Annotated in this window: 23 protein-coding genes; 12 read left to right on the plus strand and 11 right to left on the minus strand. The window is 60.4% G+C overall.

Features of this window, described 5'->3' with window-relative positions:
- Positions 1-126 precede the first annotated feature (126 nt).
- The gene (gene cadR / locus AC3ZVB_RS03855) at positions 127-576 is read right to left on the minus strand and encodes a Cd(II)/Pb(II)-responsive transcriptional regulator (RefSeq protein WP_162438373.1); all 450 of its coding nucleotides are present in this window, start codon (positions 574-576) and stop codon (positions 127-129) included.
- A gap of 85 nt (positions 577-661) precedes the next feature.
- Here cadR and AC3ZVB_RS03860 point away from each other — a divergent pair, with 85 nt between their 5' ends.
- From AC3ZVB_RS03860 to AC3ZVB_RS03890, 7 genes are all read left to right on the plus strand, one after another.
- Entirely contained in the window at positions 662-2,929 is a 2,268-nt protein-coding gene (locus AC3ZVB_RS03860; RefSeq protein ID WP_490145805.1) for a heavy metal translocating P-type ATPase, read from the plus strand.
- Positions 2,930-2,945: 16 nt separating this feature from the next.
- On the plus strand, positions 2,946-3,809 hold the full coding sequence (locus tag AC3ZVB_RS03865; RefSeq protein WP_490145806.1) for a LysR family transcriptional regulator: 864 nt from the start codon (positions 2,946-2,948) through the stop codon (positions 3,807-3,809).
- Positions 3,810-4,053: 244 nt separating this feature from the next.
- The gene (locus tag AC3ZVB_RS03870) at positions 4,054-5,130 is read left to right on the plus strand and encodes a putative 2-aminoethylphosphonate ABC transporter ATP-binding protein (RefSeq protein ID WP_490145807.1); all 1,077 of its coding nucleotides are present in this window, start codon (positions 4,054-4,056) and stop codon (positions 5,128-5,130) included.
- Positions 5,130-6,854 (plus strand): putative 2-aminoethylphosphonate ABC transporter permease subunit, encoded by a 1,725-nt coding sequence (locus AC3ZVB_RS03875; RefSeq protein ID WP_162438369.1) that lies wholly within the window; start codon positions 5,130-5,132, stop codon positions 6,852-6,854. Before AC3ZVB_RS03870 ends, AC3ZVB_RS03875 begins: the two co-directional genes overlap by 1 nt.
- Before the next feature lie 32 nt (positions 6,855-6,886).
- Positions 6,887-7,912 (plus strand): putative 2-aminoethylphosphonate ABC transporter substrate-binding protein, encoded by a 1,026-nt coding sequence (locus AC3ZVB_RS03880; protein WP_162438368.1) that lies wholly within the window; start codon positions 6,887-6,889, stop codon positions 7,910-7,912.
- 124 nt (positions 7,913-8,036) lie between these two features.
- Positions 8,037-9,170, plus strand: a complete 1,134-nt coding sequence (locus tag AC3ZVB_RS03885; RefSeq protein WP_490145808.1) for a TIGR03364 family FAD-dependent oxidoreductase — start codon at positions 8,037-8,039, stop codon at positions 9,168-9,170.
- Complete coding sequence (locus AC3ZVB_RS03890; RefSeq protein ID WP_490145809.1) at positions 9,170-9,730, plus strand: phosphonate degradation HD-domain oxygenase; 561 nt, start codon at positions 9,170-9,172, stop codon at positions 9,728-9,730. Before AC3ZVB_RS03885 ends, AC3ZVB_RS03890 begins: the two co-directional genes overlap by 1 nt.
- A 130-nt stretch (positions 9,731-9,860) precedes the next feature.
- Here AC3ZVB_RS03890 and AC3ZVB_RS03895 read toward each other — a convergent pair whose 3' ends face one another.
- Together AC3ZVB_RS03895 and AC3ZVB_RS03900 are read right to left on the minus strand one after the other, a co-directional pair.
- On the minus strand, positions 9,861-11,225 hold the full coding sequence (locus tag AC3ZVB_RS03895; protein WP_194691012.1) for a GTPase/DUF3482 domain-containing protein: 1,365 nt from the start codon (positions 11,223-11,225) through the stop codon (positions 9,861-9,863).
- The gene (locus AC3ZVB_RS03900; protein ID WP_490145810.1) at positions 11,218-12,588 is read right to left on the minus strand and encodes a DUF2868 domain-containing protein; all 1,371 of its coding nucleotides are present in this window, start codon (positions 12,586-12,588) and stop codon (positions 11,218-11,220) included. The genes AC3ZVB_RS03895 and AC3ZVB_RS03900 overlap by 8 nt, the downstream gene beginning before the upstream one ends.
- An 85-nt stretch (positions 12,589-12,673) precedes the next feature.
- Here AC3ZVB_RS03900 and AC3ZVB_RS03905 point away from each other — a divergent pair, with 85 nt between their 5' ends.
- Entirely contained in the window at positions 12,674-13,186 is a 513-nt protein-coding gene (locus AC3ZVB_RS03905) for a dihydrofolate reductase (protein WP_194691014.1), read from the plus strand.
- 120 nt (positions 13,187-13,306) lie between these two features.
- On the opposite strand, the gene AC3ZVB_RS03910 is transcribed toward AC3ZVB_RS03905, so the two are convergent.
- Positions 13,307-14,698, minus strand: a complete 1,392-nt coding sequence (locus AC3ZVB_RS03910) for an L-cystine transporter (protein ID WP_490145811.1) — start codon at positions 14,696-14,698, stop codon at positions 13,307-13,309.
- A 255-nt stretch (positions 14,699-14,953) separates the two neighbouring features.
- Between AC3ZVB_RS03910 and AC3ZVB_RS03915 the strand changes: the two genes are divergently transcribed.
- Positions 14,954-16,009, plus strand: a complete 1,056-nt coding sequence (locus tag AC3ZVB_RS03915; RefSeq protein WP_490145812.1) for an HAD family hydrolase — start codon at positions 14,954-14,956, stop codon at positions 16,007-16,009.
- 187 nt (positions 16,010-16,196) lie between these two features.
- Here AC3ZVB_RS03915 and ilvD read toward each other — a convergent pair whose 3' ends face one another.
- The 4 genes from ilvD to AC3ZVB_RS03935 all read right to left on the minus strand — a co-directional run bounded on the left by ilvD (position 16,197) and on the right by AC3ZVB_RS03935 (position 20,983).
- Positions 16,197-18,038, minus strand: a complete 1,842-nt coding sequence (gene ilvD, locus AC3ZVB_RS03920) for a dihydroxy-acid dehydratase (RefSeq protein WP_162439384.1) — start codon at positions 18,036-18,038, stop codon at positions 16,197-16,199.
- A gap of 337 nt (positions 18,039-18,375) precedes the next feature.
- Positions 18,376-18,834: an REP-associated tyrosine transposase gene (locus tag AC3ZVB_RS03925; protein ID WP_490145813.1), complete on the minus strand. Its 459-nt coding sequence runs from the start codon at positions 18,832-18,834 to the stop codon at positions 18,376-18,378.
- A gap of 209 nt (positions 18,835-19,043) precedes the next feature.
- A complete protein-coding gene (locus AC3ZVB_RS03930) occupies positions 19,044-20,240 on the minus strand; it encodes a class I SAM-dependent rRNA methyltransferase (RefSeq protein WP_157712544.1) in 1,197 nt (398 codons plus the stop codon).
- A gap of 203 nt (positions 20,241-20,443) precedes the next feature.
- Entirely contained in the window at positions 20,444-20,983 is a 540-nt protein-coding gene (locus AC3ZVB_RS03935; RefSeq protein WP_490145814.1) for a type 1 glutamine amidotransferase domain-containing protein, read from the minus strand.
- Positions 20,984-21,190: 207 nt separating this feature from the next.
- Between AC3ZVB_RS03935 and AC3ZVB_RS03940 the strand changes: the two genes are divergently transcribed.
- From AC3ZVB_RS03940 to AC3ZVB_RS03950, 3 genes are read left to right on the plus strand one after another with little or no spacing between them, the layout of a single operon-like run.
- Positions 21,191-22,006, plus strand: coding sequence for an HDOD domain-containing protein (locus AC3ZVB_RS03940; RefSeq protein WP_194691118.1), 816 nt, complete (start codon positions 21,191-21,193; stop codon positions 22,004-22,006).
- A gap of 42 nt (positions 22,007-22,048) precedes the next feature.
- A complete protein-coding gene (mutM, locus tag AC3ZVB_RS03945; protein ID WP_162439380.1) occupies positions 22,049-22,861 on the plus strand; it encodes a bifunctional DNA-formamidopyrimidine glycosylase/DNA-(apurinic or apyrimidinic site) lyase in 813 nt (270 codons plus the stop codon).
- 54 nt (positions 22,862-22,915) lie between these two features.
- Entirely contained in the window at positions 22,916-23,239 is a 324-nt protein-coding gene (locus AC3ZVB_RS03950) for a multidrug transporter (RefSeq protein WP_162439379.1), read from the plus strand.
- Between the two features lie 134 nt (positions 23,240-23,373).
- Here AC3ZVB_RS03950 and AC3ZVB_RS03955 read toward each other — a convergent pair whose 3' ends face one another.
- From AC3ZVB_RS03955 to AC3ZVB_RS03965, 3 genes are all read right to left on the minus strand, one after another.
- Positions 23,374-23,625, minus strand: a complete 252-nt coding sequence (locus AC3ZVB_RS03955; protein ID WP_162439378.1) for a YfhL family 4Fe-4S dicluster ferredoxin — start codon at positions 23,623-23,625, stop codon at positions 23,374-23,376.
- 102 nt (positions 23,626-23,727) lie between these two features.
- The gene (gene coaD, locus AC3ZVB_RS03960) at positions 23,728-24,207 is read right to left on the minus strand and encodes a pantetheine-phosphate adenylyltransferase (protein WP_045059801.1); all 480 of its coding nucleotides are present in this window, start codon (positions 24,205-24,207) and stop codon (positions 23,728-23,730) included.
- Between the two features lie 115 nt (positions 24,208-24,322).
- Positions 24,323-25,918 (minus strand): GMC family oxidoreductase, encoded by a 1,596-nt coding sequence (locus tag AC3ZVB_RS03965; protein WP_490145815.1) that lies wholly within the window; start codon positions 25,916-25,918, stop codon positions 24,323-24,325.
- Positions 25,919-25,973: the final 55 nt, after the last annotated feature.

Below are 25,973 nucleotides of genomic sequence, written 5' to 3' on the forward strand. Positions count from 1 at the left end.
CAATCTGCACGCAGTCCCCTGTGGGAGCTAGCCTGCTAGCGATAGCGCCGGTACATCCAACACTGATGTGACTGAAAAACCGCTATCGCTAGCAGGCTAGCTCCCACACTGGGAACTGTGGAGTATTCAGTGGCCGTGACTGCGGCCCACATGCGAATGCTCAACTTCCGTGGCCACAACTCCGCCACTCACTTCCAGCCGCTGCAAAATCCCGCACTGTTCACTGTCCGGCCCCTCGCCACAGCGTTGGCGCAGGTCGATCAGTTGTGCCTGTAACGCCATCAGCCCGTCGATCCGCGCCTTGACGTGATGAATGTGTTCATCGACCAGCGCATTCACGCTTTGGCACTGGTCCTGCGGACTGTCGCGCAAGGCGAGCAGGCTGCGGATCTCTTCGAGGGTCATGTCGAGGGTGCGGCAATTGCGGATAAAGGTCAGTCGCTCGGCGTGGGCCTGGGTGTAAACGCGATAATTGCCATCGCTGCGGGCCGGCTCTGGCAGCAGGTGTTCGCGCTCGTAGTAGCGGATGGTCTCTACGGCGCAGTCAGTGAGTCTGGCCAGTTCTCCGATCTTCATGATGGCAATCTCCAAAAGGGTGCTTGACCCTATAGTGGCTACAGGGTCTTTACTTGGCAACAGGCACCTTCATGGACGCGACCCGATGAGCGATTCCCTTCACACCCACAAACACAAGACTGATCACGATCACGATCACAGCCACAAGCTGCAGTCTGCACAGAAGCATGGCCACGGCGGCCACGGCGATTCCTGCTGCTCCTCGAAAGTGGCCCCCCCGTCGCTGATCAAATTGAGCGAAACACCGACCGACGGCGCACGGCTCAGCAATTTCCGCATCGACGCAATGGACTGCCCGACCGAGCAGACGCTGATCCAGAACAAGCTGGGCAAGCTCGCTGGCGTCCAGCAGCTGGAATTCAACCTGATCAACCGGGTGTTGGGCGTGACGCACGACCTGCCGAGCACCGCGCCAATCATCGACGCGATCAAGTCGCTGGGCATGGTGGCCGAACCGCTGGAGCAAGGCACCGAAGCGCCAGCTCCCATCGCCGTGAAAAAACACTGGTGGCCGCTGGCCCTGTCCGGCGTTGCCGCCCTGGCGGCAGAAGTCATCCACTTCACTAGTGCTGCACCGGACTGGGTCGTGGCGGTCATCGCGCTGATTTCGATCCTCAGCGGCGGCCTGACCACTTACAAGAAAGGCTGGATCGCCCTCAAGAACCTCAACCTGAACATCAACGCGCTGATGAGCATCGCGGTAACGGGTGCGATCCTGATCGGCCAGTGGCCGGAAGCGGCCATGGTGATGTTCCTGTTTACCGTGGCCGAATTGATCGAGGCCAAATCTCTCGACCGGGCGCGTAACGCCATCGGCGGCTTGATGCAGATGACGCCTGAAAAGGCCACGGTGCAACAGGCGGACGGTAGCTGGATGGAGCAGGACGTCAAAGCCATCGAACTGGGTGCGCGAGTACGGGTGCGTCCCGGCGAGCGAATCGGGCTGGACGGTGAAGTGGTTTCCGGCAGCTCTACCATTGATCAGGCGCCGATCACCGGCGAAAGTCTGCCGGTGGAGAAGACTGTCGGCGATAAGGTGTTTGCCGGCACGATCAATCAGGCAGGCTCTCTCGAGTATGCCGTGACCGCCGCCGCCAACAACTCGACCCTGGCGCGAATCATTCATGCCGTCGAACAGGCCCAGGGCTCGCGGGCGCCGACCCAGCGGTTTGTCGACCAGTTCTCCAAAATCTACACCCCGGCTGTGTTCATCTTCGCCCTGGCGGTCGCGGTCATTCCGCCGCTGTTCATGGGGGCGCTGTGGTTCGACTGGATCTACCGGGCATTGGTGCTGCTGGTCGTCGCCTGTCCGTGTGCACTGGTGATTTCTACACCGGTGACCATCGTCAGCGGCCTTGCGGCGGCGGCGCGCAAAGGCATTCTGGTCAAGGGCGGCGTTTACCTCGAGGGCGGTTACAAGCTCGATTACCTGGCGCTGGACAAGACCGGCACCATCACCCACGGCAAGCCGGTGCAGACCGATTACCTCTCGCTTGATCCCACTGCCGATCGCACCGCCCCGGCGATTGCGGCCGCATTGGCCGGTCGTTCGGACCACCCGGTCTCGCTGGCGATTGCCAACGCTGCTGTGGATAAACAATTTGCAGCGCTGACTGTGGATAACTTCGAAGCGTTGGCCGGTCGCGGTGTACGCGGTGAGATCGACGGTCAGACGTACCACTTGGGCAACCATCGCCTGGTGGAAGAGTTGGGCCTGTGCTCGCCCGAACTGGAAGAGAAGCTGTTCGCGCTGGAAAAGCAGGGCAAGTCCGTGGTGCTGTTGCTCGACAAGTCCGGGCCACTGGCGTTGTTTGCCGTAGCGGATACGGTCAAGGAGTCCAGTCGCGAAGCTATTCAGCAACTGCACGACCTGGGCATCAAAACCGTGATGCTGACCGGGGATAACGTCCACACCGCGCAAGCGATTGCCACTCAGGTGGGCATCGATCAAGCCCAGGGCGATCTGCTGCCGACCCACAAACTGCAAGCTATCGAAGCGCTTTATGCGCAGGGGCATCGAGTCGGCATGGTAGGTGACGGTATCAACGATGCGCCGGCCCTGGCGCGGGCCGAGATCGGTTTTGCCATGGCGGCTGCTGGCACCGATACAGCCATTGAAACCGCTGATGTAGCCCTGATGGACGACGATCTGCGCAAGATCCCGGCGTTCATCAGCCTGTCGCGGCAGACGTCGACCATCCTTAAACAAAACATCGCGTTGGCATTGGTCATCAAAGCGATCTTTCTTGGGGTAACCTTCGCCGGGATCGCCACCATGTGGATGGCGGTGTTCGCCGACATGGGCGTCAGCCTGTTGGTGGTATTCAACGGTTTGCGCCTGTTGCGCAAGTAAGCGATGAGGAAAGGGTGTGCTGAGTGCCGAGCTGAAGGCGTTTTACATGGTGGCCCGTCTGGGCAGTATTACCCTGGCGGCGAAAAAGCTCGGCCTGAGTCAGCCAACGGTGACGACCCAGATTCGGCATCTGGAAAGCCAATACTCGGTTGAGCTGTTTTACCGTGGCGGTCGCCGCCTCAGCGTCAGCGAGGAAGGTGCGCGGCTGCTGCCCATGGTCAAGGCGCTCATGCAGCAAGAGGCTGACATCGAGTTCTTCCTGCGCAACAGCGGTCAGGTGCAGGGCACGTTGCGCATCGCGGCTACCGCGCCGTATTACATTCTCGATCTGGTGAAAACCTTCCGTGCGCGCTTGCCCCAGGTGGAGGTGTCGGTAGAGATCGGCAACTCCCAGCAGGTGCTTGAAGCGCTGGAAGAGTATCGGGTGGATGTCGCAGCGTCATCGCAGTTGCTCAATGATGCGCGGCTGATTCGCCGGGTGCTCGGTAGCGACCCGCTGGTGCTGGCGGTGCATCGCAATCATCCGCTGGCCGTGCATGACCATGTGCCGCTGAGTGCGCTGGCCGGGCACACCTTGCTGATGCGCGAGTCCGGGTCGACCACTCGGCGATTGACCGAAGAACTGCTGTCCAGCGCCGGGGTGAGCTTCGGACCGTTGCTGGAGATTGGCAGCCGGGAATCAATCCGTGAGGCGGTACTGCGCAACATCGGCATCAGCATCATTGCCCGCCAGGAAGTGCCCCATGATCCACAATTGCGCGTGTTGACCATCGAGAACGCACCGCAGATTTCCGAGTATTTGTATTGCCTCAAAGAACGCAAAGGCGCGCGGTTGCCGGCGGCGTTTCTGGGGTTGGCGCAGGAAATGGCCCCCGCGTAGCAGATCCCTGTGGTGAGGGGATTTATCGGAATGCCGCACCACCCCGTTCGGCTGCGAAGCAGTCGCAGATTTAAGGGCCGCTGCGCTGCCCAACGAGGATAAATCCCCTCGCCACTAGTAATCATCTCCCGTTCCATCCAACCAAAATCCCTGAATACCACTATCAGCCGTTTTTGCCTCACTGCCACATGACGGACGCATTACATCCCTAGGATGGCCCTCATCTGCTTGATGAGGTCTGTCCATGAACAACGCGATCGCAACTGCCCTGACCAACCCCGGCGCCCCGATGAAAGTGCGCGGCGTGCAGAAACGCTTCGGCGCTTTCACTGCACTGGATAACGTTTCCCTCGACGTCGCTGCGGGTGAATTGGTCTGCCTGCTCGGCCCGTCGGGCTGTGGCAAAACCACCTTGCTGCGTTGCATCGCCGGCCTTGAAAAACAGGACAGCGGTGAGTTGTACCTCGGTGATCGCGACGTGTCCCACCTGGCACCGCAAGCTCGTGACTACGGCATTCTGTTTCAGTCCTACGCGTTGTTCCCCAATCTCACCGTCGAAGCGAACATTGCCTACGGCCTTGCGGGCAGTGGTCGCGACGAAGTGCGCAAGCGCGTCGGTCAGATGCTGGAACTGGTCGGCCTGCTCGGCAGTGAGAAAAAATACCCCGGCCAATTGTCCGGCGGCCAACAGCAACGTGTCGCCCTGGCCCGAGCCCTGGCACCGGCACCTACGTTGCTGCTGCTGGATGAGCCGATGTCGGCCCTCGACGCCCGGGTTCGCGAGCACCTGTGCACCGAGCTGCGCCAGCTGCAACGCAACCTCGGCGTCACCACCTTGATGGTCACGCACAATCAGGACGAGGCCATGCTGATGGCCGATCGCATCGCTGTGATGAACAACGGCAAGGTCGAGCAGTACGCCACGCCGCAGGAAATCTACGATCGCCCGGCGACGCCGTTTGTGGCGGAGTTCGTCGGCCAGGGTAACTGGCTGCCGTTCAGCCGCAGTAGTGACGGCCATGCGCAGGTTGGCGGGATGAACATGCGCCTGGCCGCCGGCAGCGCGAAAACCGCCTCGGGCCGTCTGTTCTGCCGCCCTGAAGCCATCAACGTCAACCCGCCGGTGCATGAGGAGAACCTGTTTCCGGCCAAGGTTCGCGAAATCACCTTCCTCGGCAACCGTTGCCGCATGAGCTTCGAGCTCGATCAACTGCCGGGCCACGCGCTGCTGGCGGAGCTCGCACCGGAAGCCATGCCGCGTCTCGGCGCGCAGCACATCATGGTCGCCTTGCCTCCACGCAGCCTGCAGGTGTTTGCCTGATGAGCGCGAACATCGCGCTGCCGATACCGCACAAGCAGGTTCGGCAGACCTCCCGTGCCGAGATCGGCGACCGGGTGTTCGTGGTCGGCGGCAAAGTACTGCTGCTGGTGCTGCTGGGTGTCGCGGTATTGATGCCATTGCTGGCAATCTTCTGGCGCGGGTTCAGTGCTGAAGCCGGGCAGGGCGGCGGTCTGGTCGCTGCCCGCGAGTTGGTGACCAGTGCCAATTTTCATTGGCTGCTGGGCAATAGCCTGAAGGTTTCCCTCAGCGTCGCGGCCATTGTCGTCCCCTTGGCTTACCTGTTTGCCTACGCCCTGCAACGCACATTGATTCCAGGCAAGGGCATCTGGCGCGGCATGTCGCTGCTGCCGTTGATGGCGCCGTCGATGCTGCCGGGCATTGCGCTGGTTTATCTGTTCGGCAACCAGGGCATGCTGCGCGGCCTGCTCTCGGACAACATCTACGGTTTCTGGGGCATTGTGCTGGGCGAGGTCATCTACACCTTCCCGCACGCCTTGATGATTTTGCTGTCAGCCCTTTCTCTTGCGGATGCGCGCTTGTTCGATGCCGCTTCCAGCATGGGCGCCAGCCCTGCCAAAGCCTTTCGCAGCATCACCTGGCCTGCGACCCGTCAGGCGGTGTTCGCCGCGTTCTGCCTGGTGTTCACCCTGACCATCACCGATTTCGGCGTGCCTGTGGTGGTAGGTGGTGACTATCAAGTGCTGGCGCTGGAAGCCTACAAGGCGGTGGTCGGCCAGCAGCAGTTCGGTCGCGGCGCTTTGATCGGCATGGTCCTGCTGTTGCCGGCGCTGTTCAGCTTTGGTGTCGACGCCTGGCTGCGTCGACGTCACGGCGACTCCATGAGCGGCCGCGCGCAGGTCTTCCAGCCGGCGCCGTCGAAGCTGCGGGACGGCTGCTACCTGGCGATCGTGATGCTGATCTGCGCGGTGTTGCTGCTGGTGTTCGGCATGGCGGTGTACTCGTCGCTGGTGAAATTCTGGCCTTACAACCTGTCGCTATCCCTCAACCATTACCAGTTCAATGACACGGCGGGCGGCGGCTGGCTGGCCTATGGCAACAGCGTGAAGATGGCGCTGTGCACGGCATTGATCGGCAGCGTGCTGATCTTCACCGGCGCCTACCTGATGGAAAAAACCAAGGGTCAGCGTGGCCTGAATCTGGCGCTGCGCATGCTCAGTTTCGTGCCGATGGCGGTGCCGGGCCTGGTGTTGGGTTTGGGTTATGTCTTCTTTTTCAACCTCACCGGCAACCCGCTGCACGTGCTGTACGGAACCATGACTTTGCTGGTGGTCTGCACCATTGCTCACTATTTGACCACTGCGCAAATGACCGCGACCACTGCGCTGCGCCAACTCGACGCCGAGTTCGAAGCCGCCGCGCTGTCGCTCAAGGCGCCGCTGTATCGGCACTACCTGCGGGTCACCGTACCGATCTGCCTGCCGGCGCTGCTGGACATCGTGCGCTACCTGTTTGTCTCCGCCATGACCACCGTTTCGGCCGCCATCTTCCTCTACAGCCCCGACACCATCCTCGCGGCGGTGGCGGTGCTGAACATGGATGACGCCGGCAACGTGGGCGGCGCGGCAGCGATGTCGACCCTGATTCTGTTCACCTCGGCGGGCGTGTCCCTGCTGCTGGCCTGGGCTTCGCGCGGCTTGCTACGCCGCTCCCAGGCCTGGCGGCAGACCGCGCCTGGTCATTGATTCATACCCTCAACTCACACAGGAATTGCACCATGTTCAAGCCTTTGGCCCTGGCCGCTGCTGTCCTCACCGCTTTTAGCCTGAACGCCTTCGCGGCGAAAACCGAGTTGACGGTGTACACCGCACTCGAAGCCGAGCAACTGAAGACTTACAAAGAGGCTTTTGAAAAAGCCAATCCAGACGTCGAGATCAAGTGGGTGCGTGATTCCACCGGCATCATCACCGCCAAACTGCTGGCCGAAAAAGCCCGCCCGCAGGCTGATGCCGTGTGGGGCCTGGCCGCGTCGAGCCTGGCGATTCTCGATCAACAAGGCATGCTGCAAAGCTACGCACCCAAGGACCTGGGCAAGATCGGCGTCAATTACCGCGACGCCGCCAACCCACCGGCCTGGGTCGGCATGGACGTCTGGGCCGCGACGATCTGCTTCAACACCGTCGAGGCCGAGAAGCAGGGTTTGACCAAGCCTGTGAGCTGGCAGGACCTGACCAAGCCTGAATACAAAGGCAAGATCGTCATGCCTAACCCGGCTTCGTCCGGTACCGGTTTCCTCGACGTCAGCGCCTGGCTGCAAACCTTCGGCGAGAAGCAGGGCTGGCAGTACATGGACGACCTGCACCAGAACATCGGTCAGTACGTTCACTCCGGTTCCAAGCCGTGCAAGCTGGCGGCATCGGGAGAGTTTCCGATTGGTATCTCCTTCGAATATCCGGCCGTTCAGTTGAAGCGCCAGGGCGCGCCGCTCGACATCATCCTGCCGAAAGAAGGCCTTGGCTGGGAGATCGAAGCTACTGCGGTGATCAAGGGCACGCAGCATGAAGACGCGGCGAAGAAGCTTGCTGACTTCTCCGCCAGCCCGGCGGCAATGGAGCTTTATAAAGAGAACTTCGCGGTGCTCGCTCAGCCAGGCATTGCCAAGCCGCAAACCGAACTGCCAGCGGATTATGAGCAGCGTCTGATCAAGAATGACTTTGCCTGGGCCTCGAAGAACCGCGATGAAATCCTGACCGAGTGGCGCAAGCGGTATGACGGCAAGTCCGAGAAAGTGGCTGCCAAGTAAGATCTTCATTGGCTGATGGGGCCTCATCGCGGGCAAGCCCGCTCCCACAGGTTTTGTGAACACCAAGGACCCTGTGGGAGCGGGCTTGCCCGCGATGGCGATTCCAAACTCAAGGCATCTCTTCATGACACACCAAGACGACATACTGATCGTAGGCGCGGGCATCCTCGGCCTGTCCCACGCTTACGCCGCTGCCAAGCGCGGCCTCAAGGTCCGTGTTTTCGAACGCAGCGCTACACCCATTGGCGCCTCGGTGCGCAACTTCGGCCAGGCGCTGGTCACCGGCCAGCCACCGGGCCCGATGCTTGAACTCGCAAAGGCCAGCCGCGAGATCTGGGGCCAATGGGCCCAAGTGGCTGGCTTGCAACTCAAGCGCAACGGCTCATATCTGTTCGCTCGTACCGAAGCGGAAGAACACCTGCTGGAAGTCTTCTGCGAAGGCCGCGCCATCGAGCATGATTACCGCGTTGACCTGCTACGCGGCGCGGCATTGCGTGACCTCTACGGTGGCCAGTTCCGCCATCACCGCGCCGCGTTGCACGGTCTGGACGATCAGCAGCTGTATTCCCGCGAAGCGATTCCGGCCTTGGTCGATTACCTGCACCGCGAACTCGGTGTCGAATTTCATTTCTCCACACTTGTGCGCGACATCGAACCGGGGCGCTTGCACAGCACCGTCGGGATCTTCACTGCGCAACAGATCATCGTCTGCTCCGGTCATGACTATCAGACCCTGCTGGCTGAGCCGATCGCCGCGCTCAACCCGCAGATCTGCCGCTTGCAAATGCTCCGCGCCCGACCACAGATCAACCTCAACTTGCAGCACGCGGTGCTCACTGGATTGAGTTGCGTGCACTACGGCGCCTTTGCCGATCTGCCGGAAGCGGCGGCGGTGCAGGCGCAGATCCTGCGGGACGAACCACACCTGCATGAGAACGGCATTCACCTGCTGATCAGCCCGACGCCTTACGGCGAACTGATCATTGGCGATTCGCACCATTACGGCAGTGACCCTTCACCGTTCAACGCCGAGCAGGTGGACAACTGGATGATCGAACTGGCCGAGCAAACGTTGGCCTGCAAGATCCAGGTGGTCGAGCGCTGGCAAGGAGTCTACGGTGCGCGCGGGCCGGGGCCGTTCTCGTTCTTGCGGCCGGCACCCGGGGTAAGTGTGGCGTTGATGCACACGGGCGTCGGCATGAGCGTCGGTCCGGCGATGGCCGAGCGTAACGTCGCGACGTTGTTGGGAGAGGACTGATGGACCGCCATGAACAGGTGATCGCCGAGGTCTTTGCGCTGTACGAGCGCTTTGGCGGCAGCGATTACATTGGTGAGCCGGTGTCGCAGATCGAGCACATGTCCCAGGCCGCCGAGCTGGCAACAGCTGAAGGCTACGACGATGAAGTGGTGCTGGCGGCGTTCTTCCATGACATCGGGCATATCTGCGCTGCCGAAAGTGCCGAGAACATGGCTGGTTTCGGCGTGGTGAGTCATGAGCGCCTTGGCGCGGATTATCTGCGACGCGCCGGGTTCAGTGAGCGCATGGCGCGGCTGGTGGAGTACCACGTCCAGGCCAAGCGCTATCTGACGCTCCAGGAGCCTGGGTATTACGAGCGCTTGAGTGAAGCCAGTCGTCGTACTCTGGACTATCAGGGCGGGGTGATGACCGCTGAAGAGGCGCAGGTTTTCGAGCGAGATCCGTTGTGCGCGATCAGTGTGCGCATGCGGCAGTGGGATGAGATGGCCAAGGAGATGAATGTGCCAGTGATCGATCTGGATTTTTTGAAGGAGAAAGCGTTGCGCCTGTTGGCGGCGTAAAGACTGGAGTCCGTGTTGCTGCCATCGCGAGCAGGCTCACTCCCACAGGGAATGTGTGTTCATCACAGATCCATGTGGGGGCGAGCCTGCTCGCGAAGGCCCAGCCCAGGCAATACAAATGCTTGAGCTTCTACAACTGTCCCGCCAGCACCTCAATCTGCTCCTGCCTGTCCGCCTGATTCAGCTTCGCCTGCGGATTCAACGACGACCACTGCGGATGCGCCCGAGCCTTGGTCAGGGCTTCGGGCAGTTTGCCTTCGCGCCAGGTTTTGTCCTGGGGCGTAGCGACCTGGATGCTGTCCATCGCCGCGTGTCCGCGCTGGTTCAAGGCGAGCACCAGCTGACGCTGACGCAACGCCAGCAATCGCAGCACGCTGTCGTCGACGGTCAGTTCGCGCTGTCCTTTGATTTTGCCCATTAACCGACTGCCATAACTGCGGGCGGTTTGCAGGGCGCCGCCGGCAATGGCCCCGGCCAGCGCGGCTGCGCCGAGGGTCAGGCCGCCGACCAGCAGGTCTACGCCAGCCCCTGCTGCCGCGCCGGCTGCGATGCCGCCGCCCACGCGCACACCCAACTGCTTGAGGGTTTCGGGGTTGAACAAGTCATCGCCCCAACGGCCATCGAGCAGCGGCAAATCACTGGCCGCCGCGTCCTGTGGGCGAAAGGCGTAGAGCTTGAGGAGCGCCTCGACGCAACGTTGCTCACGTTGGCGTACTGCTTTGCGCAGTTCGCTGATCGCCTGTTGTTCCTGCTCGGGCTCACTGACCACACTGCGTCGGCAGGCGGCGCAATCGATCAACAATTCGGCAATCAACCGCGCTGCACTTTGCTGACGGGCCAGGCGCTGAGCCTGCTGATCGGCGATCAATCGCTCGAGCTGGGGGCGAGCATTTTCAAGCAGTAGCGCGAGACTTTCATACAGCCGACGTTCGCCATCTTCCGGCGGCGCGACACTGTCGAAGCGCACCAGGGCGTGCAATCCAAGGCGCGCCAACGCTTCACGCCAGTCCGGTTCGCGATGGTTGGCGCTGCTGACAAAGTTCAGCACTGGCAGCAACGGTTTGCCGCAGCTGGCCAGTACTTCCAGTTCGTCGCGGTACTTGGACAGCACCGGCTCGCGGGCGTCGATCACGTAGAGGCCAGCGTCGCAGGTGAGCAGTTGGCGCAATACTTTGGCTTCCTGTTCGAAACGCTGCCGGGCTTCGCTGCCTTCCAGGAAACGGGCCAGTCGCGCGGGGCCGTCGAGGCGTTCGCCGGGGCGTTCAATGCGCTCCAGAAAATCGAGCAGGGCGATGGCGTCTTCCAGCCCGGGGGTATCGAAAAGGTCGAGCAGCGGCTCGCCATCCACTGACAGGCGTGCGCCTTCGACGTGTCGTGTCGTGCTTGGTCGATGGGAGACTTCACCGAATCCGACATCGCGGGTCAGGGTGCGCAGTAACGAGGTTTTACCGACGTTGGTGTGGCCCACGACTGCCAATTTCAAAGGTTTAGTCACGACCGTTCTCCAACCAGTTCATCGGCGCGCTGTCGGCGTACGGCAGCTCCAGCTGATGCAGCGCGGTGTGCCAGTCGCCCAGGCGCTCGGCATCCAGTGCTTCACCGGGCGGCGCTTGCAACAACCAGACGCGTGTCTCGCTGGCATTGCGCGCGAGTTCGGCGATCAGCGCCAGGCTGCCACGATCCGGCGAGCGCCGAGGGTCGCACGCAATGCCCAGGCGCGCGGGTGGAAAACGGCTCAGTTGTTCAAGAAGTTTGTGGCGCGATTCACGACTGTCGAGGACGCCCGCGTCGCTGACATTCTTCGGCAGTGGTGGCGGCCACGGGCGCTGATCATCCAGCTCAATGGCGACCAACAGCGCACCGTCGCTTTGCAGGTCGCTGACGCCGCTTTCCACACGATGCAAATGCTCGGGCGCGGCATCGCTGATGCCCAAACGCTCGCTGGTGGGCATCAACCTTTCGCGCAGTTGAGCGCAACCGGGGAGGTTCAGATCGAGGCGTAATTTTGCCTGACCGGTTTTCCAGCGCCACAGGCAGAACAACGCCAGTAACAGGCGCGGCAACACGCCATAAACCACCAGCACACCGACCAGCCATGTGGCCCAGGCCTGGCGCGCGCTTTCGATGTTCAGTGCCGCATCGCCGCTGGCGCGAATCATGTCCACTGTTGGAATAGTGAAGCCGAACAAGGCAGGCAGGGCGCCAAGGGTGCGGGTCATGGCGACAAAAGTGTCGGCGCTGAGCAGGGTGGTTTCCCAGACGAAGCCGTAACGCCGGGTCGCCATCAATGTCAGCAACATCACCAGCGCACTGAGCATCGCCAGTGACCACAAGCCGTTGACCAGCACGCCGATCGCCCAGCGATTGAGTTTCTGCCGTTGCAGTAACAGCAGCAGGGCAGGTGCAAGTTGTGCGGCTTTAGCGTCGCGGGCAAGTTTTTCACTGAGCCATAACCACAAGCGCCCGAGGCTGGCACCGTGTTCACCGGCAAACACCAGGCCCAGCGCCCAGCTCAGCAACAAAATCAGATTCAGCCCGAGCAGGCTGCCCAGGGCCCAGAACACATTGACCGGGGTTTGCCCGTCGCCCAGTGCTGCAAACGCCAGCCCGGCGCCGCTGATCACGGCCAGTACGGCGAGAACAATCAGCGCCAATCGTGCGCCTTGCAGCCAATGCTTGAGGGCGTTGGCCAGTCCATCGCGTTCAGCCAGCCACAGGGCCCGGCGTTGAATCCGTGCCGGCAAGTCGCCGCCAGCACTGCGGGCCAGTCGATTGGCTTCCAGATCATCCAGAGGACCAGCGTGTTCTTCGCGCAGACGAATGGTTTCCGTCAGCCAGAGGTTATTCAGTTCAGTCACGCGGCATCCCGTCGCTTCATTGAACGGTGAGCATAACCGCTGTGGCGCTTATCGGGGTATGGGACGCTCTGGTATCCTCGCCGGCATGACTAAATCACTCCCCCTCAGCCTGATCGCAGCCCTCGGTGAAAACCGCGTGATCGGCGTCGACAACAGCATGCCCTGGCACTTGCCGGGGGACTTCAAATACTTCAAGGCCACCACCCTGGGCAAGCCGATCATCATGGGTCGCAAGACCTGGGATTCCCTGGGTCGTCCACTGCCGGGACGATTGAACATCGTGGTCAGCCGTCAGACTGATCTGCAGCTGGAGGGCGCGGAGGTATATCCGTCGCTTGAGGCGGCCGTCGTACGCGCAGAAGAATGGGCCAGAGAGCAGGGCGTCGATGAGGTGATGCTGATTGGCGGGGCGCAGTTGTATGCACAGGGATTGGCGCAGGCTGATCGGTTGTATCTGACGCGAGTGGCGCTGAGCCCGGAAGGGGATGCGTGGTTTCCGGAATTCGATTTGGAGCAGTGGAAACTGGTGTCCAATATCGAAAATCCGGCGGTGGACGATAAGCCGGCGTACAACTTCGAAGTCTGGGAAAAAGCCTGATCTGTGGCGAGGGGATTTAGCGAAACGTCGCACCGCCCCGTTGGGTTGCGCAGCGACCCCATTATTTTGGGGCTGCTGCGCAACCCAACGGGGATGAATCCCCTCGCCACAAAGTTGTGTTTAAGCCTGCACCAACTCCGAATGCTCATCCGCATCCAGCAGTGCTTTGTCCGTCTGCTGCATCACCTGGCTGGTGATCGCACCGGCCGCAATCGACCCGCTGACGTTCAATGCCGTACGACCCATGTCGATCAGTGGCTCAACCGAAATCAGCAACGCCACCAGTGACACTGGCAAGCCCATCGCCGGCAGCACGATCAGCGCGGCGAACGTTGCGCCACCTCCGACACCCGCCACACCGGCCGAGCTCAGCGTCACAATCGCCACCAGCGTCGCGATCCACAGCGGATCCAGCGGGTTAATGCCCACGGTCGGTGCAACCATCACCGCCAACATCGCCGGGTACAGACCGGCACAACCGTTCTGGCCGATGGTCGCGCCGAACGAAGCGGCGAAACTGGCGATGGCGTGTGGAATGCCCAGGCGGCTGGTCTGCGCTTCGATGCTCAGGGGAATGGTCGCGGCGCTGGAACGGCTGGTGAAGGCAAACGTCAGCACCGGCCAGATCTTGCGGAAGAAGCGCAGCGGGTTGATCCCGGCTACCGAAACCAGCAGGCCATGCACCACAAACATCAGGCCCAGGCCGATGTAGGACACCACCACGAAACTGCCGAGCTTGATGATGTCTTGCAGGTTCGAACCGGCGACCACTTTGGTCATCAGCGCCAACACGCCATACGGCGTCAGCTTCATCACCAGACGCACCAGACGCATCACCCAGGCTTGCAGGGTGTCGATGGCGTTGATCACTTTCTGACCTTTTTCGACGTCATCCTTCAGCAACTGCAGCGCAGCGACGCCAAGGAATGCGGCGAAAATCACCACGCTGATGATCGATGTCGGCTTGGCGCGCGCCAGGTCGGCGAACGGGTTCTGCGGGATGAACGACAGCAGCAACTGCGGCACATTCAGGTCCGCGACCTTGCCCGCGTAGTCGGTCTGAATGGTTTGCAGACGGGCGATTTCCTGCGTGCCAGCCACCAGACCTTCTGCGGTCAGGCCGAACAGGTTGGTCAGGCCGATACCGATCAACGCTGCGATGGCGGTGGTGAACAGCAGCGTGCCGATGGTCAGGAAGCTGATCTTGCCCAGCGACGACGCGTTGTGCAGACGGGCCACAGCACTGAGGATCGAGGCGAACACCAGCGGGATGACGATCATTTGCAGCAGCTGTACGTATCCGTTGCCCACCAGATCGAACCAGCCGATCGAGGCTTTCAGCACCGGGTTGCCGGCACCGTAAATGCTGTGCAAAGCCACACCAAACGCCACGCCCAGTACCAGCGCGAGCAGGACTTTTTTGGCCAGGCTCCATGTAGTGTGGCGGGTTTGTGCCAGGCCAAAGAGCAGGGCGAGGAACACCAGCAGATTGAGGATCAGCGGCAGATTCATTGAGACTCCGATAAAGACTTGTGCCAGCAGCCTTCCGGGGCAGCTGCGAACCGGCAAGCCTAACAGCTTGAAAACTAATGATTTAATACCAAAAACGTATGGCAACTGTCGTTTTTGGAATAAGCGCGCGTCGCTCTCAGGGATGCATCTGGCGCAATGGGTGCGGTAACGGTCGCTGACAGACGAGGACCGTCATATTTATTTGTTAGCGTCGGTTTCTTTTACTCAGGGTCTTTTGATAAGGAATGCATGCCGATGAAGCTCGCACCGAAATTTCTACTCGCCGCACTCTGCCTTGGCCTCGCCGGCCAGGCATTCGCCACGGATTTGAAGCATTGGCCCGCCGATCAGGCCAAGGCGCTGGACGCCATGATTGCCGCCAACGCCAACAAAGGTAATTACGCGGTGTTCGACATGGACAACACCAGTTACCGCTACGACCTCGAAGAATCGTTGCTGCCGTACATGGAAAACAAGGGCCTGATCACCCGTGAAAAGCTTGATCCTTCCCTGAAACTGATCCCGTTCAAAGACACGGCTGACCACAAGGAAAGCCTGTTCAGTTACTACTACCGCCTCTGCGAACTCGACGACATGGTGTGCTACCCATGGGTCGCGCAAGTGTTCTCGGGTTTCACGCTCAAAGAGCTCAAAGGCTATGTCGATGAATTGATGGCGTCCGGCAAACCGGTGCCGGCGACTTACTTCGAAGGCGATGTCGTCAAGAAAATGGACGTCAACCCGCCGAAAATCTTCACCGGTCAGCAAGAGCTCTACAACAAGCTGATGGAGAACGGTATCGAGGTCTACGTCATGACCGCCGCCTCCGAAGAACTGGTGCGCATGGTCGCTTCCGACCCGCAGTACGGTTACAACGTCAAACCGCAGAACGTGATCGGCGTGAGCTTGCTGCTCAAGGACACCAAGACCGGCGAATTGACCACGGCGCGCAAGCAGATCACGGCAGGCAAGTATGACGAGAAGGCCAACCTGGGCCTTGAGCTGACCCCGTACCTGTGGACCCCGGCGACCTGGATGGCCGGCAAGCAGGCGGCGATCCTGACCTACATCGATGAATGGAAAAAACCGGTGCTCGTTGGCGGCGATACCCCGACCAGCGACGGTTACATGCTGTTCCACAGCGTCGACGTGGCCAAGGGCGGCATCCACTTGTGGATCAACCGCAAAGACAAATACATGACCCAGATTAACGGCATGATGGCCAAGCACGCAGCGGCGCAGGCCAAGGAAGGATTGCCGGTGACGGCGGACAAGAACTGGGTGATCGTGAAGCCTGAAGAAATCCAGTAAGCACCGACAAAACCAGTGTAGGAGTGAGCCTGCTCGCGATAGCAGTGTGTCATTCACATTTATGTTGCCTGACACTCCGCTATCGCGAGCAGGCTCACTCCTACAGTAGATCTCCAGCATTTGGGGGGAGCGCAAGCAAAAAAATACCCCGCACTTGGCGGGGCATTTTTTGTTCGACGGTTAAGCCTTACAGCCCGTCAAGCATCGCCTTGTTACGCACAGCGCCCTTGTCGGCACTGGTCGCCAGCAGGGCGTAGGCCTTGAGAGCGGTGGTCACTTTACGTGGACGCTTCTCGACCGGTTTCCAGCCTTTCTGGTCCTGTTCGGCACGGCGGCCGGCCATTTCTTCGTCGCTGATCATCAGGTTGATCGAACGGTTCGGAATGTCGATCAGCACCTTGTCGCCATCCTGCACCAGACCAATCGCGCCGCCAGCAGCGGCTTCCGGCGAAGCGTGGCCGATGGACAGGCCCGAGGTGCCGCCAGAGAAGCGACCGTCGGTGAGCAGGGCACAGGCTTTGCCCAGGCCTTTGGATTTCAGGTAGGACGTCGGGTACAGCATTTCCTGCATGCCCGGGCCGCCTTTCGGGCCTTCGTAACGGATGATCACGATGTCGCCGGCCTTCACTTCATCTGCGAGGATGCCGCGTACCGCGCTGTCCTGGCTTTCGAAGATCTTCGCGTTGCCTTCGAACACGTGGATCGACTCGTCGACGCCGGCGGTTTTCACGACACAACCGTCCAGCGCAATGTTGCCGTAGAGAACGGCCAGGCCACCTTCTTTCGAGTAAGCATGCTCGACGCTACGGATGCAGCCGTTTTCACGGTCGTCATCCAGGGTTTCCCAACGGGTCGACTGGCTGAACGCGGTTTGCGTCGGGATGCCCGCCGGACCGGCCTTGAAGAAGTGGTGCACGGCTTCGTCGTCGGTCTGGGTGATGTCCCACTTGGCAATGCCTTCGGCCAGGGTCTTGCTGTGCACGGTCGGCAGGTCGGTGTGCAGCAGACCGCCACGGGCCAGCGAGCCGAGGATGCTGAAGATCCCGCCGGCACGGTGCACGTCTTCCATGTGGTACTTCTGGATGTTCGGCGCGACTTTGCACAGTTGCGGCACGTGGCGGGAGAGACGGTCGATATCGCGCAGGTCGAAATCGATCTCGGCTTCCTGGGCTGCAGCCAGCAAGTGCAGGATGGTGTTGGTGGAACCGCCCATGGCGATGTCCAGGGTCATGGCGTTTTCGAACGCCTTGAAATTGGCGATGTTGCGCGGCAACACCGACTCATCGTTCTCGGTGTAGTAGCGCTTGCACAGCTCGACGATGGTGCGGCCGGCCTGCAGGAACAGCTGTTCGCGGTCGCTGTGGGTAGCAAGAGTCGAACCGTTGCCCGGCAATGCCAGGCCCAGGGCTTCAACCAGGCAGTTCATCGAGTTGGCGGTGAACATGCCGGAGCACGAACCGCAGGTCGGGCAGGCGCTGCGCTCGTACTCAGCGACTTTCTCGTCAGAAGCGCTGGAGTCGGCGGCGATCACCATGGCGTCGACGAGGTCGAGGCCGTGAGAAGCGAGTTTGGTCTTGCCGGCTTCCATCGGGCCGCCGGAAACGAAAATCACCGGGATGTTCAGGCGCAGGGACGCCATCAGCATGCCAGGGGTGATCTTGTCGCAGTTGGAGATGCAGACGATGGCGTCGGCGCAGTGGGCGTTGACCATGTACTCGACGGAGTCGGCGATGATCTCGCGGCTCGGCAGCGAATACAGCATGCCGTCGTGGCCCATGGCGATGCCGTCATCCACGGCGATGGTGTTGAATTCTTTTGCCACACCGCCAGCGCGTTCGATCTCGCGGGCGACCAGTTGGCCCAGGTCCTTGAGGTGAACGTGGCCCGGTACGAACTGGGTGAAGGAGTTGGCAATGGCGATGATCGGCTTTTTGAAGTCGTCATCTTTCATCCCCGTGGCGCGCCACAGTGCGCGGGCGCCGGCCATGTTGCGGCCGTGGGTGGATGTTTTCGAGCGATAATCAGGCATGAAGCACTCCGGGCGGCTAATCAGGTATCAAAAGGGAAGTGAGCTTCTATTGACGTCTGGAACACTCAGAAATGGCCGTGTGTCCGGAAGTTGCCGATAACTTTGCGGGATCGCCGCGCGCTTCAGCTTGAGCTCATAAACCCGCCGGGGGATGACTGGCGATGAATGTGGCGATTCTACACGGCTGGCAGCGGGAGGGAATGCCTCCACGCATTTGCAGACGCACGGGTAGGAGCGAGCTTGCTCGCGAAAAACGTCAACAATACCGCGGTGTTCCTGGTTACTCGCGTTGCATTTTTGTTCTTCGCGAGCAAGCTCGCTCCTACAACGGGGGCGGTCAGATCCAGATGGCATCCCATAGCGGGTAATCGCCGATGTGGTCGACCAGCCCCGCGCGCAACGGATTGGCGATGATGTATCGAGCCATGATCTTCAAGTCTTCGTCACGACGCAGGGCGCGGTCGAAGTAACCCTTTTGCCATACGGGTTCTGACCGGCCTCGAGCTTGATTGATGAGTCGGGCACTGCGGGATTTGATTACTTGCATGAGCCTTGGCAAATCTCCGTTATGGAGTTCAACCAGCCAGTGAATATGATCAGGCATGATCACCCAAGCTAAAGCCGTTGCGTCGCCGGTTTCATGAGCTCTTCTGAGTTCACGCACGACCAGGCGGCCCGAGCGCCAATCCTTGAAGATCGGTTGTCGTTCATGGGTTACGGCTGTCAGTAGATAGATGCGACCAGATTCTGAGTAGCGGCCGGTACGTAAACGATGGGCGTTTTGGGCGCTGGACATTCCGTTGTCCTCTTCTGTGATTGGAAGAGAAAACGATAGCCGTAACGGAGAGAGAATTTGTGGTGACAGGGATTCTTATTGTGTCGTAAAGCAACTGTAGGAGCGAGCTTGCTCGCGAAAAACGTCAACGATAACGCGGGTGTTTCTGGTTTTTCGCGGTGTCTGTTTGTTCTTCGCGAGCAAGCTCGCTCCTACAGTGGTTTGTGTTGTTAGCTATTCGGCAACAACCGGCAGGTGATGCTCTTGATGTAGCGCGTTTCAGCAATCGCCGGGTGAACCGGATGATCCGGGCCCTGGCCGCCACGTTCCAGCATCTGGATATTGCGGTCCAGGTGGCGGGCGCTGGTCAGCAGGATGTTCTGCAGATCGTCTTCCGGCAGGTGCATCGAGCACGAAGCGCTGACCAGGATGCCGTCCTTGCTGAGCAGGCGCATGGCTTGCTCGTTCAGGCGACGGTAGGCGCCTTCGCCGTTTTTCATGTCTTTCTTGCGTTTGATGAACGCCGGCGGATCGGCCACGATCACATCGAAGCGTTCTTCGCTGGCTTTCAGTTCTTTCAGGGCTTCGAAAACGTCGCCTTCGATGCAGGTCATTTTTTCGGCGAAACCGTTCAGGGCGGCGTTACGCTCGACACCGTCAAGGGCGAAGGCCGAAGCGTCGACGCAGAACACTTCGCTGGCGCCGAACGCGGCAGCTTGTACGCCCCAGCCGCCGATGTAGCTGTACAGGTCGAGTACGCGTTTGCCTTTGGCGTACGGCGCCAGGCGAGCGCGGTTCATGCGGTGGTCATAGAACCAGCCGGTTTTCTGGCCCTGAATGACCGGCGCTTCGAATTTCACGCCGTTCTCTTCCAGAGCAACCCACTCCGGCACCAGGCCGAAAACGGTTTCGACGTAGCGGTTGAGGCCTTCGGCATCGCGTGCAGCGGAGTCGTTCTTGAACAGGATGCCGCTTGGCTTGAGCACTTGGGTCAATGCTGCGATCACGTCTTCTTTATGAGCTTCCATGGTCGCCGAGGCGATCTGGACGACCAGGATGTCGCCGAAACGGTCGACCACCAGGCCCGGCAGCAGGTCGGAATCGCCGTACACCAGGCGATAGAACGGCTTGTCGAACAGGCGATCACGCAGGGACAGGGCAACGTTCAGGCGGTGCACCAGCAGCGATTTGTCCAGCGGCAACTTGATGTCGCGCGACAGCAGACGGGCGCAGATCAGGTTGTTCGGGCTCATGGCAACGATGCCCAACGGCTTGCCGCCGGCGGCTTCGAGGATCGCCTGATCGCCGGCCTTGAAGCCGTGCAACGGGGTGGCGGCCACGTCGATTTCGTTGCTGTAGACCCACAGGTGGCCGTTTCGCAGGCGACGGTCGGCGTTGGCTTTGAGGCGCAGGCTAGGCAGGGACATGACGTCGCTCCGGAAAAAAGAGCGGGAGTATAGCGTGTTGTACAGCGCCTCTGTTCCACGGATAGACCTGTGGCGAGGGGATTTATCGGAATGCCACACCACCCCGTTCGGCTGCGAAGCAGTCGCAAACATTTTGGGGCCGCTTCGCTGCCGAACGGGGTGGTGCGGCATTCCGATAAATCCGCTCACCACATGGGTAAGTGTCAGGCAGACAACGCACTGATCAACTCCCGATTAAACGCCGGAATATCATCCGGCTGACGGCTGCTGATGAGATTGCCGTCCTTGACCACCTCCTTGTCCACCCAGTTCGCGCCGGCGTTCACCAGATCATCCTTGAGCGTCTTGTAGCTGGTCATGGTCTTGCCGTTGACCAATCCGGCCGATATCAGCAACCAGCCGCCATGACAGATCACCGCAATGGGCTTGCCGGCGGATGTACCGGTCTTGACCAGGTGTTGGGCGTCCTGGTCGATACGGATGGTGTCGGAGTTCTGTACGCCGCCCGGCAGAACGACGGCGTCGTACTGATCGATGCTGGTGGCCTTGAAGGTACCGTCAACCTTGAAATCGTCCGCGGGTTTGTCGTGATTCCAGCCTTTGACCTGGCCTTCCTCGGCCGACAGGATATCGACCTGAGCCCCGGCCTCTTCCAAAGCCTTCTTCGGCCCGGTGAGCTCGACCTGCTCAAAACCATCGGTCACCAGAATTGCGACACGTTTGCCATTCAGGGAATTGGACATGAATACAGCTCCTGACGTGAGTAAGTGGATGCCCGAGGGCATTACTCAGTCCGAAGCCTGCGCCTGAATGAAAGTTCCTCCGATGTGCCGGCTGGTGTGTCGGATCCAACTTCATAAAGGTTAGAATCGCCGCCTGTCCAAGAGCGTGTACTTATGTCCCAAGAGCTGACCACCGAACAAATTCAACAGACCCTGCAAGGCATCAGCGTGCCGGCCCAGCCGCAGATCATGGTGGATTTGCAGATGGAGCAGTACATGCCGGACCCGGACCTGGAGGTGATCGCCAAGCTGATCTCCCAGGATCCCGGCCTCTCCGGTTCCCTGTTGAAAATCGTCAACTCGCCTTATTACGGTCTTTCCAACAAGATCGCCTCGATCCAGCGCGCAGTGAACCTGCTGGGCAGCCGGTCCGTCATCAACCTGATCAACGCCATGTCGATCAAGGGCGAGATGAACGATGACACCATCGTGACGTTGAACCGTTTCTGGGATACCGCTCAGGACGTGGCGATGACCTGTCTGACCCTCGCCAAACGCATCGGTGGCCAGGCCGGTGACGAGGCCTATGCGCTGGGTTTGTTCCACGATTGTGGCGTGCCGCTGATGCTTCAGCGCTTCCCTGACTACATGAGCGTTCTGGAAAAGGCCTACGCCAATGCCAGCCCGGAATGCCGAGTAGTGGACACCGAGAACAGCCTGTTCAATACCAACCATGCAGTTGTCGGTTACTACACGGCCAAATCCTGGCGTTTGCCGGAACACGTCAGCCACGCCATCGCCAACCACCACAACGCCCTGGCGATTTTCAGTGACGAGTCCTCACGCAACAGCCAGCTGAAAAATCTGTTGGCGATTCTGAAAATGGCCGAGCATATTTGCGCGTCCTACCGAGTGCTGGGCAATCAAAAGATTGACCATGAGTGGAACAGCATCAGCCATCTGGTGCTCGATTATGTCGGCCTCTCGGACTACGACTTCGAAACCCTCAAACAAACGATTCGCGACCTCGGCAATCACCGCTGAGTATTGAACCTCCTCTGATCCAGAGCCTGATTCGAGAGCGCCATGCCTGAACTGCCGGAAGTCGAAACCACCCGCCGCGGGATTGCCCCGCACCTGGAAGGACAGCGTGTCAGTCGGGTCATTGTGCGTGATCGCCGGCTGCGTTGGCCGATTCCCGAAGACCTGGATGTTCGGCTGTCCGGCCAGCGCATCGTGCTGGTGGAGCGCCGTGCCAAATACCTGCTGATCAATGCCGAAGTCGGCACCTTGATCAGCCATTTGGGCATGTCCGGGAATCTGCGCCTGGTGGAAGCCGGTTCGCCGGCGGCCAAGCATGAGCATGTGGACATCGAGCTGGAGTCCGGTCTGGCGCTGCGTTACACCGATCCACGGCGCTTTGGTGCAATGCTCTGGAGTCTTGATCCGCTCAATCACGAACTGCTGATTCGCCTGGGGCCGGAGCCGTTGACTGACTTTTTCGACGGCGAGCGTTTGTTTCAGCAGTCCCGCGGGCGTTCGATGGCCGTGAAACCGTTCATCATGGATAACGCGGTGGTGGTGGGCGTGGGCAATATCTACGCGACCGAGGCACTGTTCGCTGCCGGTATCGACCCGCGGCGCGAGGCCAAGAGCATTTCCCGGGCGCGCTATTTGAAACTCGCGATCGAGATCAAGCGCATCCTCATCCATGCCATCGAACGTGGCGGCACGACGTTGCGGGACTTCATCGGCGGTGACGGTCAGCCCGGCTATTTTCAGCAAGAACTGTTCGTCTACGGCCGAGCGGGCGAGCACTGCAAAGTCTGCGGGACCGGGCTGCGGGACGTGAAGCTGGGTCAGCGCGCCAGCGTCTTTTGCCCACGCTGCCAGACCTGAAAACGTCAACGGTCTATAGTCACAGTTCTCACTGCCTAGCCGAAGGACCGTGCCATGAATTCGTTTCGAACCCTTGCCGTCGTTTTACTGCTGAGCATCGCCGCGCCGGTGCTGGCGGACAGTAGCGGCAGCGGTGATCCCCGTTACACCATCCAGAACCCCCCGGCTTACGCCATGATCGGTGACTTGCTGATCGCCCGGCCTTTGCTGGTTGTGGCGACGGTCATCGGTGCAGGAGCGTTTGTGCTGTCGTTGCCGTTCACCGCGCTGGGTGGCGGGATTGGCGATGCGGGGCAGGCGCTGGTGGTTGATCCGGCGAAGGCGGCGTTTGTGCGGTGTCTGGGGTGTATCGGGGAGGGGTTCGAGCAGCGGGAGTGACTTCAGTTACCTCAGCGGTGTACCTGATGGCCCCATCGCGAGCAGGCTCACTCCTACACTTGATCTGCGTCGTCCGCGAGACCCCTGTGGGAGCGAGCCTGCTCGCGGTGGCGTCAGGACAGACGCCGTAATGTTCAGGCCTTACCGGTAATTACCCGATACTTCTCCATCAACTGTTCTTCAGTCTCCGGATGCGCCTCATCCAGTGGAATGCAATCCACCGGGCAGACTTGCTGGCATTGAGGTTCGTCGTAATGGCCGACGCACTGCGTGCACAGGTTCGGATCGATCACATAGATCTCTTCGCCTTGGGAAATGGCGGCGTTCGGGCACTCGGGTTCGCAGACGTCGCAGTTGATGCAATCGTCGGTGATGATCAGGGACATGCTAACTCCAGCCAGGGCGGACAGCCCGGGCGCTATAAACCAATGCGCGCAATTGTGCCGCATTGGCGCCCGTAGTGCACGCGGGCGCCGCTTGAGCGGTCGTTACTTCTTGAAGCGTTCGGTCAGGGCATCCGCGACAGCGGGGTGCACAAACTTGGTGATGTCGCCACCGAGCGCTGCGATTTCACGGACCAGCGTCGAGGAAATAAACGAATAACGCTCGGACGGTGTAAGGAAAAGACTTTCCACATCCGGAGCCAGTTGGCGGTTCATGTTGGCCAGCTGGAACTCGTATTCGAAGTCCGACACCGCGCGCAAACCACGCAGGAAGACGTTGGCGTTCTTCTCTTTGGCAAAATGCGCCAAGAGCGTCGAAAAGCCGACAACTTCAACGTTCGGCAGATGTTTGGTGACCTCGCGGGCCAGCTCCACACGTTGTTCCAGGGGAAACAACGGGTTTTTCTTCGGGCTGGCAGCGACGGCAATGATCACGTGATCGAACAGGCGCGAGGCGCGTTCGACCAGATCGCCATGGCCCTTGGTAATAGGGTCGAAGGTACCTGGGTACAACACTCGGTTCATCGCGTCGTCCTGGCGGGAGTCCGTTGGGGAGTCGGATGGTATCGCAGCATTCCCGGTCGGCCAAGTCGCCTGTTCGGTAAGAAAGCACTATAGACGATGGGAATATTCCTCGTTTTCATGGGTTTTTTAAACGATCCGCCAATGAAGTCGCCAATTGCGCCGTCAACCCGTAGACCGATAACTGCGGGTTTGCGCCAATGCTGGTGGGGAATAGCGAACCGTCATGGATCGACAGATTGCTGATCTGGTGATGACGACCCAGGCTGTCGGTCACGGCGTTTTTCGGGTCTTCGCCCATGGCGCAACCGCCCATCACATGGGCGCTGCCCAATCGCGTGCGATACAGCTCAAGGCTCAAGCTGTCGATCAGCGTGCGCGCTTCGGCCAGGGTTTTCACGTAGCGAGCGTCGGCGTGCATGGGCATGACGGCCTTGGCGCCACCGGCAAACTGGATCTCGGCCATGCTATGGAATGCCCGGCGTAACCCGTCCCAGGCATAGGCTGAAACCTGGTAGTCGAGCACCGGCGTGTCGTCACCGCGCAGTTCGACGCTGCCCCCGGGGCTGTCCGGGTGAAAGCCATCGCGCAGCAGTGCGAGCATGGCGTGGGTGTGCGGCAGGTTTTCCATGTGTTGCGCGCTTTCCTTGCCCAAGCCACCGAGCAGGGTGGCGGCCAGCGCCGGGTGCAATGGCGGTACTTCGAGTTTGTAGGACATCTTGCCGGTGGCGCCGTCCGGCCACTGGAAATGGTCGGAGTAAATTGACTGCGGCGCGCCGTAGAACGGGTTGATCACCTCGTCAAACACCCCGGCGGACATGTTGACCAGATGCAGGAAGGTGCGTTTGCCCAAACGCTTGTGGGGATCGGGTGCGTCTGAGCGCAGCAGTAGGGCGGGGCTGTTGATTCCGCCGCCGGCCAACACGTAATGCCGGGCCTTGACCGTGATGGTTTTGCCGGTTGGCGCGACGCAACGATCATCCATCGCGACGCACGTGAGGCCGGTGACTTTGCCATCCTTGATCGACAGTTTCTCTGCGCGGGCGAGATACAGCAGTTCCCCACCTTTTTCGAGGGTCGCGGGAATGGTCGTCACCAGCATCGATTGTTTGGCATTGGTGGGGCAGCCCATGCCGCAGTAACCGAGGCTCCAGCAGCCACGCACATTCCGCGGGATCACATGCCAGGCGTAGCCGAGTTTTTCGCAGCCTTTGCGTATCACGTCATTGTTGGCGTTGGGTGGCACCATCCACGGGGCAACCCCCAGGCGCTGCTCCATTTTTTCAAACCACGGCGCCATCTCGGCCGGGCTATGGCCTTTGACGTCGTGTTCCTTGGCCCAGTGGTCGAGCGTCGGGGCAGGGGTGCGGAAACTCGATGTCCAGTTGATCAGCGTGGTGCCACCGACTGCGCGGCCCTGAAGGATGGTGATGGCGCCGTCCTTGCTCATGCGACCGATACCTTCCTGATAAAGGCTGGTGTAGGCCTGGTCTTCGAGCATTTTGAAGTCGCTGCTGGTCTTGAGCGGGCCTTCTTCGATGAGCAATACCTTGTAGCCTGCAGCGCTGAGGATTTCTGCGGTGGTGCCGCCGCCCGCGCCGCTGCCGATGATCGCCACGTCGGCTTCGAGGGGCAGGTCCTGGGTCAGTTGCGCGCCATTGTAGGTTTTCCAGCCGCGGGCCAGGCCTTCACGGAACGGATCGGGTACGGGCATGTTCAGGTTCTCGTTATTATTTTAAGTTCGGTGGTGTGGCGGCATTCCGACGATG

The organism is Pseudomonas sp. MDV22-iso1, from assembly GCF_058145095.1.

Coding starts and splice junctions, on each gene's coding strand:
- cadR (WP_162438373.1), bottom strand. CDS start 576: ATGAAGATCGGAGAACTGGCCAGACTCACTGACTGCGCCGTAGAGACC.
- AC3ZVB_RS03860 (WP_490145805.1), top strand. CDS start 662: ATGAGCGATTCCCTTCACACCCACAAACACAAGACTGATCACGATCAC.
- AC3ZVB_RS03870 (WP_490145807.1), top strand. CDS start 4,054: ATGAACAACGCGATCGCAACTGCCCTGACCAACCCCGGCGCCCCGATG.
- AC3ZVB_RS03875 (WP_162438369.1), top strand. CDS start 5,130: ATGAGCGCGAACATCGCGCTGCCGATACCGCACAAGCAGGTTCGGCAG.
- AC3ZVB_RS03880 (WP_162438368.1), top strand. CDS start 6,887: ATGTTCAAGCCTTTGGCCCTGGCCGCTGCTGTCCTCACCGCTTTTAGC.
- AC3ZVB_RS03885 (WP_490145808.1), top strand. CDS start 8,037: ATGACACACCAAGACGACATACTGATCGTAGGCGCGGGCATCCTCGGC.
- AC3ZVB_RS03890 (WP_490145809.1), top strand. CDS start 9,170: ATGGACCGCCATGAACAGGTGATCGCCGAGGTCTTTGCGCTGTACGAG.
- AC3ZVB_RS03905 (WP_194691014.1), top strand. CDS start 12,674: ATGACTAAATCACTCCCCCTCAGCCTGATCGCAGCCCTCGGTGAAAAC.
- AC3ZVB_RS03910 (WP_490145811.1), bottom strand. CDS start 14,698: ATGAATCTGCCGCTGATCCTCAATCTGCTGGTGTTCCTCGCCCTGCTC.
- AC3ZVB_RS03915 (WP_490145812.1), top strand. CDS start 14,954: ATGAAGCTCGCACCGAAATTTCTACTCGCCGCACTCTGCCTTGGCCTC.
- ilvD (WP_162439384.1), bottom strand. CDS start 18,038: ATGCCTGATTATCGCTCGAAAACATCCACCCACGGCCGCAACATGGCC.
- AC3ZVB_RS03925 (WP_490145813.1), bottom strand. CDS start 18,834: ATGTCCAGCGCCCAAAACGCCCATCGTTTACGTACCGGCCGCTACTCA.
- AC3ZVB_RS03930 (WP_157712544.1), bottom strand. CDS start 20,240: ATGTCCCTGCCTAGCCTGCGCCTCAAAGCCAACGCCGACCGTCGCCTG.
- AC3ZVB_RS03935 (WP_490145814.1), bottom strand. CDS start 20,983: ATGTCCAATTCCCTGAATGGCAAACGTGTCGCAATTCTGGTGACCGAT.
- mutM (WP_162439380.1), top strand. CDS start 22,049: ATGCCTGAACTGCCGGAAGTCGAAACCACCCGCCGCGGGATTGCCCCG.
- AC3ZVB_RS03950 (WP_162439379.1), top strand. CDS start 22,916: ATGAATTCGTTTCGAACCCTTGCCGTCGTTTTACTGCTGAGCATCGCC.
- AC3ZVB_RS03955 (WP_162439378.1), bottom strand. CDS start 23,625: ATGTCCCTGATCATCACCGACGATTGCATCAACTGCGACGTCTGCGAA.
- coaD (WP_045059801.1), bottom strand. CDS start 24,207: ATGAACCGAGTGTTGTACCCAGGTACCTTCGACCCTATTACCAAGGGC.
- AC3ZVB_RS03965 (WP_490145815.1), bottom strand. CDS start 25,918: ATGCCCGTACCCGATCCGTTCCGTGAAGGCCTGGCCCGCGGCTGGAAA.